General features: G+C 73.6%; 14 protein-coding genes and 2 rRNA genes. 9 read left to right on the top strand and 7 right to left on the bottom strand.

What is annotated here, in order from left to right; genetic code table 11:
- Positions 1-149: 149 nt before the first annotated feature.
- Both BJF77_RS08830 and BJF77_RS08825 read left to right on the top strand, forming a co-directional pair.
- Complete coding sequence (locus BJF77_RS08830) at positions 150-944, top strand: ferritin-like domain-containing protein (RefSeq protein ID WP_047803811.1); 795 nt, start codon at positions 150-152, stop codon at positions 942-944.
- Positions 941-1,756: a hypothetical protein gene (locus tag BJF77_RS08825; protein ID WP_075871913.1), complete on the top strand. Its 816-nt coding sequence runs from the start codon at positions 941-943 to the stop codon at positions 1,754-1,756. Before BJF77_RS08830 ends, BJF77_RS08825 begins: the two co-directional genes overlap by 4 nt.
- 21 nt (positions 1,757-1,777) lie before the next feature.
- Here the strand turns inward: BJF77_RS08825 and BJF77_RS08820 are convergent, their stop codons facing one another.
- A complete protein-coding gene (locus tag BJF77_RS08820) occupies positions 1,778-2,257 on the bottom strand; it encodes a GNAT family N-acetyltransferase (protein ID WP_053004950.1) in 480 nt (159 codons plus the stop codon).
- 343 nt (positions 2,258-2,600) lie between these two features.
- Between BJF77_RS08820 and BJF77_RS08815 the strand changes: the two genes are divergently transcribed.
- From BJF77_RS08815 to BJF77_RS08805, 3 genes are all read left to right on the top strand, one after another.
- A complete protein-coding gene (locus tag BJF77_RS08815; RefSeq protein WP_075871912.1) occupies positions 2,601-3,653 on the top strand; it encodes a helix-turn-helix domain-containing protein in 1,053 nt (350 codons plus the stop codon).
- 66 nt (positions 3,654-3,719) lie between these two features.
- A complete protein-coding gene (locus BJF77_RS08810) occupies positions 3,720-4,679 on the top strand; it encodes an AraC family transcriptional regulator (RefSeq protein ID WP_083665043.1) in 960 nt (319 codons plus the stop codon).
- A gap of 20 nt (positions 4,680-4,699) precedes the next feature.
- Positions 4,700-5,656, top strand: a complete 957-nt coding sequence (locus BJF77_RS08805; protein ID WP_075871910.1) for a helix-turn-helix transcriptional regulator — start codon at positions 4,700-4,702, stop codon at positions 5,654-5,656.
- A gap of 54 nt (positions 5,657-5,710) precedes the next feature.
- Here BJF77_RS08805 and BJF77_RS08800 read toward each other — a convergent pair whose 3' ends face one another.
- Both BJF77_RS08800 and BJF77_RS08795 read right to left on the bottom strand, forming a co-directional pair.
- Positions 5,711-6,406 carry an SCO1664 family protein gene (locus BJF77_RS08800; RefSeq protein WP_238986049.1) on the bottom strand — a complete coding sequence of 232 codons (696 nt, stop codon included), beginning with the start codon at positions 6,404-6,406 and terminating at the stop codon, positions 5,711-5,713.
- Positions 6,407-6,416: 10 nt separating this feature from the next.
- Entirely contained in the window at positions 6,417-7,061 is a 645-nt protein-coding gene (locus BJF77_RS08795; protein ID WP_047803813.1) for an MSMEG_4193 family putative phosphomutase, read from the bottom strand.
- Positions 7,062-7,167: 106 nt separating this feature from the next.
- Here BJF77_RS08795 and BJF77_RS08790 point away from each other — a divergent pair, with 106 nt between their 5' ends.
- Positions 7,168-8,577: a sigma 54-interacting transcriptional regulator gene (locus tag BJF77_RS08790; RefSeq protein WP_075871909.1), complete on the top strand. Its 1,410-nt coding sequence runs from the start codon at positions 7,168-7,170 to the stop codon at positions 8,575-8,577.
- Between the two features lie 40 nt (positions 8,578-8,617).
- On the top strand, positions 8,618-10,618 hold the full coding sequence (locus tag BJF77_RS08785) for a VWA domain-containing protein (RefSeq protein WP_075871908.1): 2,001 nt from the start codon (positions 8,618-8,620) through the stop codon (positions 10,616-10,618).
- Between the two features lie 120 nt (positions 10,619-10,738).
- Here BJF77_RS08785 and BJF77_RS08780 read toward each other — a convergent pair whose 3' ends face one another.
- Positions 10,739-11,845 carry a DUF808 domain-containing protein gene (locus tag BJF77_RS08780; protein ID WP_075871907.1) on the bottom strand — a complete coding sequence of 369 codons (1,107 nt, stop codon included), beginning with the start codon at positions 11,843-11,845 and terminating at the stop codon, positions 10,739-10,741.
- A 196-nt stretch (positions 11,846-12,041) separates the two neighbouring features.
- Here BJF77_RS08780 and BJF77_RS08775 point away from each other — a divergent pair, with 196 nt between their 5' ends.
- Entirely contained in the window at positions 12,042-12,635 is a 594-nt protein-coding gene (locus BJF77_RS08775) for a TetR/AcrR family transcriptional regulator (protein ID WP_075871906.1), read from the top strand.
- The gene (locus BJF77_RS08770) at positions 12,632-13,744 is read left to right on the top strand and encodes an EamA family transporter (RefSeq protein WP_083665042.1); all 1,113 of its coding nucleotides are present in this window, start codon (positions 12,632-12,634) and stop codon (positions 13,742-13,744) included. Before BJF77_RS08775 ends, BJF77_RS08770 begins: the two co-directional genes overlap by 4 nt.
- 12 nt (positions 13,745-13,756) lie before the next feature.
- On the opposite strand, the gene BJF77_RS08765 is transcribed toward BJF77_RS08770, so the two are convergent.
- The 3 genes from BJF77_RS08765 to BJF77_RS08755 all read right to left on the bottom strand — a co-directional run.
- Positions 13,757-14,245 carry a GNAT family N-acetyltransferase gene (locus tag BJF77_RS08765; RefSeq protein ID WP_075871905.1) on the bottom strand — a complete coding sequence of 163 codons (489 nt, stop codon included), beginning with the start codon at positions 14,243-14,245 and terminating at the stop codon, positions 13,757-13,759.
- 147 nt (positions 14,246-14,392) lie between these two features.
- A 5S ribosomal RNA gene (gene rrf, locus BJF77_RS08760) occupies positions 14,393-14,509 on the bottom strand.
- Between the two features lie 204 nt (positions 14,510-14,713).
- Positions 14,714-14,950: ribosomal RNA gene (locus BJF77_RS08755) — 23S ribosomal RNA — on the bottom strand; the annotation flags it as partial.

The following is a 14,950-nucleotide window of genomic DNA, read 5'->3' as shown; positions in this document are numbered from 1 at the left end:
GGTCCACCGCCCCGGCGGGCCGCCGGAGCGGACCCGGCCCCGCCGTCGTCACGCCCCCGGCCGGGCCGGGGTGCCGGCCACCCATCCGCTGCGCCACCGGCTCCGAATACTTCCACGAGACCGCCCCCACGACCAGAGGAAGTGATGTCATGGCCTTCGACATCGACCGCTTCGCCCACGAGTCCACCAGCGTGCACTGGGAGGACCTCGGGCTCGACGCGTTCCGCGAGGACCCGCTGCCCCCGGAGACGCTGCGCACCCTGCGCTACATGTGCGACGTCGAGTTCCACACCGTCTGCTACCTGCGGGACATGCTCGTCAGCCCGTCCCGCCGGGACCCCGAGGTCGCCACCTTCATGACCATCTGGAACCACGAGGAGTTCTGGCACGGCGAGGCCCTCGCCCACGTCCTGGACCTGCACGGGATCACCGTGACCTTCGACGAGGTCAAGGCCAAGCGCGTGAAGCTGGGCTGGCGGGACCGGATCAGCCCGGTGAAGCAGTCGCTGCTGTCCAACATCGTGGGCACGGACTTCGTCGCCGTGCACATGCTCTGGGGCGCGGTGAACGAGCGCTCGGCCGCCGCCGGCTACCGGCGGCTGGCCGCGCTGGAGGACCACCCCGTGCTCGCCCCGCTGGTCCGGCGCATCGCCGCGCAGGAGACCAAGCACATCGCCTTCTACACCACCCAGGCCCGGGCCCGGCTGCAGGACAACCCGCGGGCGCAGAAGCTGGCGCGCCTGGCGCTGCGCACCGCGTGGCAGCCGGTCGGCTCCGGCGTCTCGCCCGAGGAGGAGGTCACCCACGTGATGACCCATCTCTTCGCCGGGCCCGAGGGGCGCAAGGAGATCGAGGCCATCGACCGGCAGATCGCCAAGCTGCCCGGGATGGAGGGGCTCACCGTGGTCGCCGACGCCCTGGACGCCCGGGGCGTGCCGGCGTGAGCGACCCGACCGGGTTCGACGTGCGCGCCTACATGCGCGACCCGCTCCAGGTGCGCCCCACCGACCTCGACCTGCCCGCCCTGGGCGACCTGGACCCGGCCACCCTGGAGGCGCTCACCCGCCTGGAGGCCGCCGAGCGCGCCCTGCTGCACCGCATGCGGGACTTCCTGGTGACCCCCACCCATGCGGAGTCGAGGGTGACGGCCTTCCTCACCACCTGGGCCTACGAGCAGCACTGGCTCGTCCAGACCCTGGGAGCGGTCCTGGCCGCCAACGGCCGCGCCGCCGGGCAGGACCGGGCCACAGCCCTCGGGCGCCTGCGCCGCGCCCGGGACGAGCGCCTCGGCCCGGTGCTCGGCGCAATCGCCAGCAACCTCCTGGGCGCCGAGACCACCGCCGCCCAGATGCTCACCAGCCGGCTCGACACCGCGGTGCTCGCCGAGTCCTACCGCCGGCTGGGGGCGGCCGAACCGCGGCTGGCCGCCACGACCGGGGCCGTGGTGCGGCTCAAGGAACGCCACCTCGCGTTCTTCACCGCCGAGGCCCGGACCCGGCTCGCCGCCGGCCCGGGCGCGCGGCGGCTGGCGCGGATCGCGGTGTCCCGGTGGCAGTGGCCCGGCACCCGCTACACCGCCCGCAGGACGCGGACCCGCCCGGCCGCGGACCCGGAGGTCCGCGCCGCCCTGCTGGGGCTCCACCCGGAGCTCGGCCTCGGGCTGCACCCGGAGCGCGCAGCCGGTGCGGCGGCCCGGCGGGGACCGTACGGCACCCGGTCGGTGCGCACAGCGCTCGCCCGCATCACCCGCGGCTGAGCCCTCCCCGAGGGCATGCCCTCACGGGCGGGCGCCGAGCACTTTGGCGAAGGGCGAGGAGCCGTCACGGGCGTAGCCGTGGCGCTGCCAGAACCCGTGCAGGTCCTCGTGGCGCCGGGAGGGGATGACGATCTCCAAGGTGTGCGCCCCCATCTGCCGGGCCAGTTCCTCGCACCGGTCCAGCAGACGGGACCCGATCCGCTCGTCCCGGTGCTCCTCGTCCACGACCAGCGCCGTGACGCTCGCCCGCACCGCGTCCTCGGGCGTCTGCCGCGGGGACAGGTAGACGTGCGCGGCCCCGACCGGGATGTCGTGGAGCGTGGCGACCACGTGGTCCTCGGTCGCGGGCTCGGCCCGGAGTCGCGTGCGGATCCACTCGGGGTTGAGGCTGTACCCCACCTGGTCGGCGAGGTCCATGAGCAGGAACATGTCGGAGACCCGGGCCGGGCGCAGGACCACCTGCGCCGCCCGGTTCGCACCGGCAGGCTGTGGAATGGTCAAGACGCCCTCCTCACTCGTCGTGCAGAGCCCCGGGACGGCAGCCGCCCCGGATCTCCGCGGACGGTCCGGCCGCGAGATGTCGGATCATGACGGCACGCTGGGCGCACCTTAGTTCGAAAAACGCAATGTCTCTTGACAAGAGTAGATCGCGCGCGCCCCCTCTGGCCAGAGGTATGAGGCCCTGCGCGTGATTCGGTGTCCGGCGGTGCGCGGGTCGTGGTGACTACACTGAACAGTGCACCGGTGCACCCGGCCCCGGGCTGCAGAACGCAGCGCGGGACCGCTCCACACCGGCAGGTCAAGCAGACGGCCGGAGCGTTCGCCGCACCCGAAGGACTCCTCCATGCCTCGTCCCGCCCCCGACGCGCAGGTTTCGATCCCACCGGACGTCACCTCCGCGCCCGTGTCCCGCCGCGCGTGGGGGGCGGACGAGACGGCGCACCGGCGACCGGCCGTGCGCAAGCTCCGGTTCGTCTCCCACGACCCGTCGGAGGGCGTCGAGGTCCTCGAGCGCGTCTATGCCGCCCGGGTCCGGGTGTCCCCGGGCAACCCCTTCTCCATGCACCAGGCCCTGGGGGCGGTGGAGCGGCTGAGCCTGGAGCGGGTGCGCCTCAGCGGCGCGCCCGCCGCGGCCCTGATCGACGCCCCGGGCACCCTGCGCGTCGCACGGGTGCTGGGCGGCCGGCTCGCCTTCACGGACGCCACGTCCACCGCGGCCGGCCCCAGCCCGTTCCTCTTCCCGGTGCGTTCCTACAGCTGCCGGTGGGACGAACTGGACCTGCTGACGCTCTCCCTGGACCTGGCCGCCGTGGAGGCGCACGCGGCCGGCCTGCTGGACGCCGAGGACTTCCGCCTGCGCTTCACGGCCGCCGAACCGGTCAGCCCCGCCATGGCCAGGTACCTGGCCGGGTCCGTGACCGCCCTGGGGCAGCACCAGTTGGGCAACGAGCAGGCCATGGCCAGCCCGCTCGTGCGCGCCGAGACGTTCCGGGCCCTGGCCACCGCGGTGCTGCACGCGTTCCCGAACAGCTTCCTCGAGCGCTCGGCCGTGCCCGAGCCGGAGCGTGCGGCGCCCGCCGGAGTGCGCCGGGCGGTGTCGTTCATGGAGGAGCACGCCGCGGAGGACATCGGCCTGGGCGAGATCGCCCGTGCGGCCCGGATGAGCCCGCGAGGACTGCAGGCGGCCTTCCGCCGGGAGCTGTCCACCACCCCCCTGGCCCACCTGCGCACGCTGCGCCTCGAGGCGGTGCGCGCCGAGCTGCTGACCACGGACCCCGGGGCCGGCGCCACCGTGGCGGAGGTCGCCGGCCGGTGGGGCTTCAGCCATCCCGGGCGCTTCGCCGCCGCCTACCGGGACCGCTTCGGCGAGAATCCCGCCGCCACTCTGCGCGGCTGAGAGCAGGACGGGTTCCCGCGCGCGGAACGGTCGACGCGGCGCGCGCCGAGGCGTAGCGTTTCAGGCATGAACTGCCAGGTGCGGCGTTCCGTGTTCAGCACCCGGGACCCGGCCGAGGGCGTCGCCGTGCTCGACGAGGTCTTCGCCATCCGGGACGTGCGCAGGGACCGGGACGGCCGGTTCTCGATGGACCTGTCCGAGACCGCGGTGGGCCCGGTGAGCTACGAGCGGGTCCGGCTCATGGGCTCCTCCACGACCGGGCGCACGGACGGGGCCGGGGTGCTGCGGGTGTGCCACGTGACGCAGGGTGCCGTCAGCGCCGTCAGCGCCGGCGACCGCTTTCCGCGGACCGGGCCCTTCCTGTTCCCCCAGCGCACGTACACCAGCTGGTGGGAGGACATCGAGGCCATGACGGTGGCCGTGGACCCCGCGGTGGCGGAGGCCCACGCACGGGGGCTGCTCGGGGACGAGACCTTCCGGCTCGCCTTCGCCGGGTCCCGCCCGGTCTCCGCGGCCATGTCCCGGTACTGGCTGGGCACCGTCGCCCACCTCGGCCGGAACCTGCTGGCCGACGACGAGGCGCTGACCAGCCCGCTCCTCCGGGCCGAGCTCACCCGCTCCCTCACCACCGCGCTGCTGCACACCTTCCCCGGCTCGTTCCTCGACCGGAGCCAGGCCCTGCCCGGGCAGTCCCGCGCCGCTCCGGCGGGGCTCCGGCGCGCGGTGGCCTACATCGACGAGCACGTGGACGCGGACATCGGCCTCGCCGAGATCGCCGCGGCCGCCGGGATGAGCGTGCGCGGGCTCCAGGCGGCCTTCCGGCGCGAACTGGACACCACCCCGACCGCCCATCTGCGCGCCGCCCGGCTGGACGCCGCCCACCGGGACCTGGTCGCCGCCGACCCCAGCACCGGGGCGACCGTGGAGGTCGTCGCCGCGCGGTGGGGCTTCACCCACCGCGGGCGCTTCGCCGCCGCCTACCGGGACCGGTACGGGCGATCCCCGGCCGTCACGCTGCGCACCTGACCCCACGAGAGGACCAGAGGATGACACCCGCCACACCGGTGAGCCTGCACCTCGCGACCACCGATCCCGACACGGCCAACGAGGCGCTCCAGCAGGTCTACTCCCGCGCGCGGATGGGCACGGTCCGGGACCGGACGTCCTTCCTGTACAGCCAGGACGTGGACGGCGACTCCGACCTCAACCTGGGGCAGCTCACCTTCCGCGGCAGGATCGCCGGGCACATGGTCGTCGACGGCGCCTTCTCGGTCATGCTGCCGCGCGCCGGAGGAGTCAGCTGGCGGATCGACGGGCGGGCCGGAGGCGGACCGGGCCTGTTCCTGCTCCAGCCGGGACAGGAGTACTACGGCGAGGTGGACCGGCTGTCGGTCGCCTCGGTGAACCTCGGCCCGGAGACCCTGCGCCGCACGGCCCGGGACGTCCACGGCGACGAGTCGCTCGAGGTGGCCTTCGACGGCCCGCACCCGGTCTCCCCGGGGCGCGCGCGGTACTGGCGCAGCACCCACGAGTTCGTGTCACAGGCCCTGACCGACCCCGCCGTCGCCGCCGTCCCCCTGCTGCGCACCGACCTGCTCCGGAAGATGTCGGTGGCGACCCTGGAGACCTTCGCCCTCCTCGGCGACCCGCGCACCCGTCGCACCTCGACCACCGACCGGCAGTCCGCCTACCGGCGTGCCGTGGAGTACATGCGGGCGCAGCTGTCCTCGCCGATCACCGTGGAGGACGTCGCCCGCCACGCAGGCCTGAGCACGATCGAGCTCACCCGCGCCTTCCGCTCCCACACCGGGACGACGCCGGGGGGCTGTCTCCGCGAGCTGCGGCTCGCGGCGGCCCACCAGGACCTCCTGCAGGCGGACCCCGAGGCAGGCGACACGGTCCGGGCCATCGCCCTGCGCTGGGGGATGGTGCACTCCGGGGACTTCGCCCGCCGCCACCGGCAGGTCTACGGCGAGAGCCCGGTCGAGACGCTGCGCCGCTAGGCGTCCCGTGCCACCGCGCCGCGGCGGCACGGGACACCGGCAGGATCCGGGATCCTAGAGCAGCGGCCAGGGGACCCGGCGCCCCGTGACGTCGACGGGCAGGACCGGACGCTCCAGCAGCCGGCACACCCGCTGCCGGAGCGCGGCGGCCTCCGGGGCGGTGAGCAGGTCGGCCAGCTCGTCCGGGACGGACTCCGCCAGGGGGGCGAGGGCCGCCAGCAGGCCCTCGGGGACCGGGTCGCCGCCGAAGTCCCACACCACCGTGCGCAGCTTGTAGCCGGCCGCGAAGCACAGGCCGTGGTCGATCCCCCACACCCGGCCGTCGGTCCCGCGCAGCACGTGCCCGCCCTTGCGGTCGGCGTTGTTCGCCACGACGTCGAAGAGGGCGATCCGGCGCAGCGCCTCGTGGCTGCCGGGGACGCCGTCGTACAGGGTGAAGTAGTGCGCCAGCGGATCGTGCTCCACGAACAGCTGCAGGGAGCCGACGCCGAACGGCCCGTCCTCGCGCAGCACGGTGGGCGGGACGATCCCCCAGCCCAGGATCTCGCTGAGCAGGTACGCGGCGCGCTCCCGCCGGTGCAGCCCCGGGGGGAAGTCGACCAGCGGCCGCTCCCCCTCCCGCGGCTTGTAGACGGCCCAGGCGGAACGGTCCTCCAGGCACACCTGCACGAGCAGCGCGGAGTTGCTGCTGCCCCGGATCATCCCGAGCAGCTCCATCCGCCCCTCCGCGAGCAGAGCGAGCTCGCTCACCGGGACCTGCTCACGAGACCCTCAGCCCGCTCAGCGGTTCGTGGGTGGAGTTGAGCGTGAGCACGGCCGGTGCCTGCCCCGGCGCGTAGGAGATCGCCGAGACCGAGCACGGGCTGACCACGATCCGCTGGAAGAGGTCCAGGTGCGTCCCGAGGGCGTGCGCGAGGGCCGCCTTGATGGGGTCCGCGTGCGAGAAGCACACCACGACCCCGCCCTCGTGCTCGGCGCGGGCCCGGTCGACGGCGCCCACCATCCGGGCCTGCATCTCGGGGAAGCTCTCCCCGCCGGGGAAGCGGAAGGTCGACGGCGCGCGCTGGACCGTGGACCAGGCCGAGAGCCGGGACAGCCGGGAGAGCTCCGCCCCGGTCCACTCCCCGAAGTCGCACTCGAGCAGCCCGGGGTCCACGACGGCCGCCCGGCCGGTCCGGGCCTCGGTGGGCTCCGCCGTCTCCCGGGTGCGCTCGAGGGGGGACGTGAGCACCGCGTCGACGGGCACCCCCGCGAGCCGCTCGGCGACCTGCTCGGCCTGGGCGCGGCCGTGGTCGGACAGGTGCAGGCCCGGCGCCCGCCCCGGCAGGACCTTGCCGGTGGTGGGCGTCTCGCCGTGGCGCACGAGCAGCACGAGCGTGCTCCGGGGCCTCTTCCGCGTTGCCATGATGTACCAGCGTACCGATCAGGGCGGCGCTGACCAGAGGGTCTGCGGCCGCGGACTCCGGTCCTCTCGGCACCGGCCCTCTTGACGCCGGGGTTAATGTGGCGCTGTGACTGATCGGACAGATCGACCCGACATCCGGACGCTCGGCGAGCTGCGCGCGGCCGGACACTCCCCCCGGCCGCTGCGCCAGGAGATCCGCGAGAACCTGCTGAGGACGCTGGCGGAGGGCGGTGATCCCTGGCCGGGCCTGCACGGGCTCGGGCGCACGGTCCTGCCCCAGCTGGAGCGGGCGCTGCTGGCCGGCCACGACGTCGTGCTGCTCGGCGAGCGCGGTCAGGGCAAGACGCGGCTGCTGCGCACGCTCGCCGGTCTGCTCGACGAGTGGTCGCCCGCCATCGAGGGCTCGGAGCTCAACGAGCACCCCGAGGAGCCCCTGACGGAGGAGTCCCGGCGGCGCGTGCTGCTCGAGGGCGACGAGCTGCCCGTCGTGTGGCGGCACCGCTCGGAGCGCTATGTGGAGAAGCTCGCGACCCCGGACACCTCCGTGGCCGACCTGATCGGTGACGTGGACCCGATGCGCGTGGCCGAGGGACGCCGGCTCGGGGACCCGGAGACCATCCACTACGGGCTCGTGCCGCGCGCCCACCGCGGCATCGTGGCGATCAACGAGCTGCCCGACCTCGCCGAGCGCATCCAGGTGGCCATGCTCAACGTGATGGAGGAGCGGGACATCCAGATCCGCGGGTACGTCCTGCGGCTGCCGCTGGACGTGCTGGTGGTGGCCACGGCCAACCCCGAGGACTACACGAACCGGGGCCGGATCATCACCCCGCTCAAGGACCGGTTCGGCGCCGAGATCCGCACCCACTACCCGCTGGAGCTGGCGGACGAGATCGCCGTCATCCGCCAGGAGGCGGAGCTGGTCGCGGAGGTCCCCGAGACGATCCTCGAGATCCTGGCCCGCTTCACCCGCCTGCTGCGGGACTCCTCCGCCGTCGACCAGCGCTCGGGGGTCTCGGCCCGGTTCGCCATCGCGGGCGCGGAGACGGTCGCGGCGGCGGCCCTGCGGCGGGCCACGGTGCGCCGCGAGGACGACGCCGTCGCGCGCATGGTCGACATCGAGACGGCCACCGACGTCCTGGGCGGCAAGATCGAGTTCGAGTCCGGCGAGGAGGGCCGCGAGCGCGCGATCCTCGACCACCTGCTGCGCCGGGCGACCGCCGAGACCGTCCGGGACCGCTTCCGCGGCCTGGACCTCGGCCCGGTCGTGGAGGCCTTCGACGGCCGCACCACGGTCTCCACCGGCGACGACGTCTCGGCCCGGGACTTCCTCGCCGCTCTGCCCGAGCTGCCGGAGTCCGACGGGGACGGCGCGGTCTACGACCAGATCGCGGCCCGGCTCGGGGCCACCAGCGCCGGACAGCGCGCCAGCGCCGTCGAGCTGGCCCTCGAGGGGCTGTTCCTGGCCCAGAAGATCTCCAAGGACTCCGACGAGGACGGCACCATCTACGGCTGACCGCTCGCCGCGTCAGCGCCACGACACGTTAGGGGGCGTCATGCCCGCACACCACCGGTCATCGCGGTACGGACGGTACGCCGGAGGGCCGGACCCACTGGCCCCGCCGGTGGACCTCTCGGAGGCGCTGGCGGCCGTCTCGGAGGACGTCATGGCGGGGTACTCGCCGGAGGAGGCGATGCGGGAGTTCCTCCGCCGGGGCGGACGCGGCCGGGAGGGTCTCGACGACCTGTCCCGGCGCGTGCACCAGCGGCGGCGCGACCTGCTGAAGCAGCACCGCCTGGGCGGCACGCTCGACGAGGCGAAGCAGCTGCTGGAGAAGGCCCTGCGCCTGGAGCGGGAGCAGTTCCTGCGCGACGCCCGGATGGACCCGATGGACCGGTCCTTCCGCGAGATGCAGCTGGACGGGCTGCCCCGCTCCACGGCCGCGGCGGTCAGCGAGCTCGCCTCCTACGACTGGCAGTCCGACTCCGCGCGGGAGGCCTACGAGCAGATCAAGGACCTGCTCGGGCGCGAGATCCTGGACCAGCGCTTCGCCGGCATGAAACAGGCCCTGGAGAACGCCACCGACGCCGACCGGGAGGCGGTGGCCGAGATGCTGCGCGACCTCAACGAGCTGCTGGAGAAGCACGGGCGCGGCGAGGACACCGACGAGGACTTCCAGGACTTCATGGCCAAGCACGGCCAGCACTTCCCGGAGGACCCGCAATCGGTCGACGAGCTGATCGACGCCCTGGCCCAGCGCTCGGCGGCGGCCCAGCGGATGCTGAACTCCATGACCCCCGAGCAGCGCCAGGAGCTGATGCAGCTCTCGGCCCAGGCGTTCGGCTCCCCCGACCTCATGGCGCAGCTGGGCCAGCTCGACGCCAACCTGCAGGCGCTGCGCCCCGGCGAGGATTGGAACGGGTCGGAGCGCTTCCAGGGCGGGGAGGGCCTGGGTCTCGGCGACGGCACGGGGGTGCTGCAGGACATCGCCGAGCTCGACGCGCTGGCCGACGAGCTGTCCCAGCACCACGAGGGCGCGAACCTGGACGACCTCGACCTCGACGCGCTGGCCCGCCAGCTCGGCGACGACGCCGCAGTGTCCGCGCGGACCCTCGCCGAGCTGGAGCGGGCCATGCGGGAGAGCGGCTATCTGCAGCGGGACCAGGACGGGGACCTGCGCCTCTCGCCGCGGGCCGTGCGGCGGCTCGGGAAGTCGCTGCTGCGGGACACCGCCCAGCGGCTCTCCGGGCGGCCCGGCGCCCGGGACACCCGGCTGGCGGGCGCGGCCGGGGAGCCGACCGGCGCCACCCGGGAGTGGCAGTTCGGGGACGCGGAGCCCTGGGACGTCACCCGCACCCTCACCAACGCCATCACCCGGACGGTCGCCGAGGGCGGCGACGCCGGGCGGGGACTGCGGATCGACGTGCGTGACATCGAGGTGGCCGAGACCGAGGCGCGGACCCAGGCCGCCGTCGCGCTGCTCGTGGACACCTCGTTCTCGATGGCCGCCGAAGGACGCTGGGTGCCCATGAAGCGCACCTCCCTGGCGCTGCACCACCTGGTCTCGACCCGGTTCCGGGGGGACCGGCTCCAGCTCATCGGGTTCGGCCGCTACGCCCGGGACCTGCGGATCGAGGAGCTCACGTCCCTGCCGCCGCGGCGGGAGCAGGGCACCAACCTGCACCACGGGCTGCTGCTCGCCACCCGCTTCTTCCGCAAGCACCCCTCCGCCCAGCCCGTGCTGCTCGTCGTCACCGACGGCGAGCCCACGGCCCACCTGCTGCCCGACGGCGAGAGCTGGTTCTCCTGGCCGGCCGAGCCCGCCACCCTGCGCGCCACCGTCCAGGAGCTGGACCGGCTGGGCCGCCTGGGCGCCCAGACGACGTTCTTCCGGCTCGGCGACGACCCGGGGCTGGAGCGGTTCCTGCTGCGGATGGCCGAGCGCGTGGACGGGCGGGTGGTCGCCCCGGATCCCGCGGACCTGGGTTCGGCCGTCCTGCAGGAGTACCTCGACGCCCGCTCCAAGGACGCCGACGACGCCGACCCGTGGGGGTAGGTGCGCACCGACCGGAAGCCTGAGGCTGTCCGGGAGGGATCGCCATGAGGGTGCTCGTGCTGGGCGGCATGTCCCCGGCACGTCCCGGGAGGTCGGGCTCCCGGGATCGGCCGGCCGCGGTCACCGGGCCGCCGAGGAACCCCCCTCGCCCGGAGGCGTCCGGCCGGACCCGTCCGGGGCGGCGCCGCCATCCGTGGCCGCGGTGGAGTGCTTGCCGTGGTGCTCGCCGTGGTCCTCGTGCCTGCCGTGCTCGGACTCGTGCTGGCCGGGGGCGGCGTGGTCGGCCTCGTGCTCCCCCTTGCCGAAGGGCAGCAGCTCCCAGACCAGCACCAGGACGGCCCCCCAGACGAGGCCGAGGACCGCGGAGAAGAAGGTGTTCGTGAGCCAGGCGAGCGCCGCGCCGAGCCCGCCGGGCACGGCGCCGTGCACGAGCTCCTCGACGTGGTGCACGGCCTCGTAGGGCGGGTGCCAGCCCAGCTCGTCGAGGCCGACGAGGATGATGTGCCCGCCCACCCAGAGCATGGCGGCGGTGCCCACCACCGAGATCACCGCGAGCAGCCCGGGCATGCCCTTGACCAAGCCGTGGCCGATCTTCTGGCTGGTCGGGGAGGACCGCTCGGCCAGGTGCAGACCGAAGTCGTCCATCCGGATGATCAGGGCCACCACGCCGTAGACCAGGACGGTGATGCCGATGGCCACCACCACGAGGATGGCCGCTCTGGAGAACAGCGGCTCGTCGGCGACCTCGTTGAGGGAGATCACCATGATCTCGGCGGAGAGGATCAGGTCGGTGCGCACCGCGCCGCCGACCATCGTGTCCTCCGCGCTCTTGCCCTTCTCGACCACAGGCGTCTTCGTCTTGGGCCCGTGGCCGGAGACCTTGGCCCAGATCTTCTCGGCGCCCTCGAAGCACAGGTAGCTGCCGCCGAGCATGAGGATCGGGGTCAGCAGCCACGGCGCGAACTGGCTCAGCAGCAGGATGGCCGGGAGGATGAAGATCAGTTTGTTGCGCAGCGACCCCTTGGTGATGCGCCAGATGATGGGCAGCTCGCGCGCCGGGGTGACGTCCTGGACGTACTGCGGGGTCACGGCGGTGTCGTCGACGACGACGCCGGCCGCCTTCATGCTCGCCCGGCCCGCGGCCGCGCCGATGTCGTCCACGGAGGCGGCGGTGACGCGGGCCAGGGCGGCGACGTCGTCCAGCAGGGCCATCAGACCGCCGCTCATCGGAGGACCTCCGGCGCGGTCTCAACAGGGGCGGTCGGAGCCGCAGTGGTGATCAGCATGTTGACAGAGTAGGTCCTCGGAGGGCCGGATGCGCCCCCGGGAGCGTCCGGCGCCGGCACGAATTGCGGACGGCCCCGCCCGCACCCCGCACCCCTAATAGGTAGACTGGTCTAACCAGCTCCGAGGAGGTCGTTCCATGAGCACGGACCAGCACGCCGTGGACCGTCGTCAAGGATCCGCGCGGTCGCGGATCCTTGAGGCCGCAGCCGCGCGCTTCTACGCCGACGGCATCGCCGCCACCGGCATCGACGCGATCACCGCGTCGGCGGGGGTGGCCAAGATGAGCCTGTACAACAACTTCGCCTCCAAGGCGGCCCTGGTCGAGGCCTACGTCGAGGCCCGCCACGAGGAGTGGCTCCAGCTGTACCGGGCCCGCGTGCAGGACACCAGCACCCCGCAGGAGCGCGTCCTGGCGGTCTTCGACGCCTACGCCGACCACGCGGCGGCCGCCTACGAGCACGAGTTCCGCGGGTGCGGGCTGCTCAACGCGGCCGCCGAGCTCTCCGCCGCGGACCCGGCGCGGACCGCCGTGCGCCGCCACAAGGAGCAGGTCGAGCAGCTCCTGCTCGAGCCGCTGGGCGAACTGACCGACCCGGCCACCGCCCATCGGTTGGCGGAGCACCTGAGCTTCCTGCTGGAGGGCTCCATGGCCCTGGCCGGGCTCGAGGGCGAGCCGGCCCGGCTTCTGCGGGCCCGCGCGATCGCCGCCGACCTGCTGACCGCCCGGTGAGGGGCCGGGCCGGCGGCATCGCCGCGATCCTGGTGACCTCGGTCCTGTGGGGGACGACCGGGACCGCCGCGACCTTCGCCCCCGCGGCCGGGCCCCTGGCCATCGGCGCCGCCGCCCTGGGCATCGGCGGTCTGCTGCAGGCCGCCATCGCCCTGCCCGCCCTGCGCCGCGCACAGCAGGCGCTGCGGACGCACGCGGGCCTGGTGGCGCTCGGCGCCGTCGCGGTGGCGATCTATCCTCTGGCGTTCTACAGCTCGATGCGCCTGGGCGGGGTTGCGATCGGCACGGTGGTCTCATTGGCCTCCGCGCCGCTCGCCTCCGGCGTCCTGGAGCGGGTGATCGAACGCCTTCCGCTCAGCCGGTGGTGGAAGCTGGCCGCGTTCCTGGGCATCCTGGGCAGCGGCATGCTCTGCGTGGCGAGGGCCGGGGATTCGGCGGCCTCGGCTCCGGCCACCGCGGCGAGCATCGGGCTCGGCCTGGTCGCCGGCACGACCTATGCGCTCTACTCGTGGGTGGTGCACCGGCTGATGGGCCACGAGGTGGGCCGTGCGGCGTCGATGGGCGCGGTCTTCGGCGCCGGCGGAGCGCTCCTGATGCCCGTCCTGCTGCTCACCGGCGCGCCCCTGCTCCACTCGGCGCAGGCGTTCACCGCCGCGGCCTACACGGCCCTGGTGCCGATGTTCCTGGGCTACTTCCTCTTCGGCCTCGGCCTCACCCGGGTGCGTCCGAGCACGGCGACCACCCTCACCCTCACCGAACCGGCTGTCGCCGCCGTGCTGGCCGTGCTCGTGGTGGGTGAGCGGCTGTCGGGTCTCGGCTGGACCGGGTTGACCGTCATCGGCGTCGCGCTGGTCGTCCTCGCCCTCGCACCGGCCAATGTCGAGGCCGACCCCGGTGCCCTCCGGCTCCGTCGAGGCGGTTCCGGCGCCGATCGGGCCGACGACGTCCGGTCCCGTGCCGATCGGAACAGTGCCGGTCGGAACAGTGGTGCCTTGCCCAGCGACGTCCTGTCCGGTGCCATGCCGTCGGATGGCCATGGAACCGCGCCGGACAGCACGCACGTCGACAGCTCCACCGGGCCCACTGAGGTGATCACCCGGCGCCCGTGACGCGGGAGACGGTCACAGGACGCGCGGACGCTCCAGATCGAGCACGTGCCAGATGTGCTCACCCACCCTGGTGTCGCGCACCAGACCGGTCTCGCGGAAACCGAGACTGCCGTAGAGCCGCCGTGCAACGGCGTTGTGGGCGTAGACGCCCAGCGTCAGCACCGGCAGGTCCGAGATCCGGAACGCCTCGTGCACCGCGGCGGTCACGAACCGACGGCCCAGCCCGTGCCCCCGCAGCGCCGGATCGACGACGACGCAGCCCAGCCGCATCCTGCCTGCCGCTTCGTCCACCAGCAGGGAGCCGTGCCCGGACATCTGCCCCGCGATCGCCGCGGAACCGGACCAGTAGAGCCGGCGCTCGTCCGACAGGTAGGCCTCGAGCTGCGCGCGGTCCAACGGCCAGGCGAAGGTTGGCCCGGACCACAGGAACATGTCGGTCTCGGTGGGGACCCAGGTGCGGAGCACCTCGAGGTCCTCGGGGGTGGTCGGCCGCAGGTGCATGCGCTCATGCTAGGCCGGTCGGGCGCTTCTCCTGCGTCGCGTGCAGCCATGAGAAAAGGCCCCGCACCGGTGGGTGGGGGCCTGGGGTGTGGGGGGGTGTGGGGAGCCCCCCGCACCGGGTGGTGCGGGGGCTCGACCCTGGGTGTGGTCCGGCGGTGTCCTACTCTCCCACACCCTGGCGGGTGCAGTACCATCGGCGCTGTGGGTCTTAGCTTCCGGGTTCGGGATGGGACCGGGCGTTTCCCCCACGCTATGACCGCCGTAACTCTGTCTCCCCGCCGGTCCCGGCCGGTGGGCCGGGGTGGGGGGGAAATCTGGTCACAGTGATGACTGTGGATGCAATTGTGCGGTTGGTGCAACCGTGACCCCGGCGGGGGTTGTTGGTTGGGAGCCGTATAGTGGACGCGGTGTTCTGCGGTGTCCCCGGTGCCCCCCGTGTGCCGGTGGCCCGGGGTGGGGGGTGGGGTGTGGGGTAAGTTGTCGGCGTATTAGTACCGGTCGGCTGCACACGTCGTTGGTTCGTGCTTCCACCTCCGGCCTATCAACCCAGTGGTCTCGCTGGGGGCCTCTCACCCTTGCGGGTCTGGAAATCTCATCTCGAAGCGAGCTTCCCGCTTAGATGCTTTCAGCGGTTATCTCTTCCGAACGTAGCGAAGCAGCGGTGCACCTGGCGGTACAACTGCCATACCAGAGGTTCGTCCGTCC

The organism is Kocuria sp. CNJ-770 (assembly GCF_001942375.1).
Lineage (GTDB): Bacteria > Actinomycetota > Actinomycetes > Actinomycetales > Micrococcaceae > Kocuria > Kocuria oceani.
Note: the sequence above shows the minus strand (reverse complement) of the source record. Positions and strands in the feature narration are given on the sequence as shown.

Coding starts and splice junctions, on each gene's coding strand:
- BJF77_RS08830 (WP_047803811.1), top strand. CDS start 150: ATGGCCTTCGACATCGACCGCTTCGCCCACGAGTCCACCAGCGTGCAC.
- BJF77_RS08815 (WP_075871912.1), top strand. CDS start 2,601: ATGCCTCGTCCCGCCCCCGACGCGCAGGTTTCGATCCCACCGGACGTC.
- BJF77_RS08810 (WP_083665043.1), top strand. CDS start 3,720: ATGAACTGCCAGGTGCGGCGTTCCGTGTTCAGCACCCGGGACCCGGCC.
- BJF77_RS08805 (WP_075871910.1), top strand. CDS start 4,700: ATGACACCCGCCACACCGGTGAGCCTGCACCTCGCGACCACCGATCCC.
- BJF77_RS08795 (WP_047803813.1), bottom strand. CDS start 7,061: ATGGCAACGCGGAAGAGGCCCCGGAGCACGCTCGTGCTGCTCGTGCGC.
- BJF77_RS08785 (WP_075871908.1), top strand. CDS start 8,618: ATGCCCGCACACCACCGGTCATCGCGGTACGGACGGTACGCCGGAGGG.
- BJF77_RS08780 (WP_075871907.1), bottom strand. CDS start 11,845: ATGAGCGGCGGTCTGATGGCCCTGCTGGACGACGTCGCCGCCCTGGCC.
- BJF77_RS08775 (WP_075871906.1), top strand. CDS start 12,042: ATGAGCACGGACCAGCACGCCGTGGACCGTCGTCAAGGATCCGCGCGG.
- BJF77_RS08765 (WP_075871905.1), bottom strand. CDS start 14,245: ATGCACCTGCGGCCGACCACCCCCGAGGACCTCGAGGTGCTCCGCACC.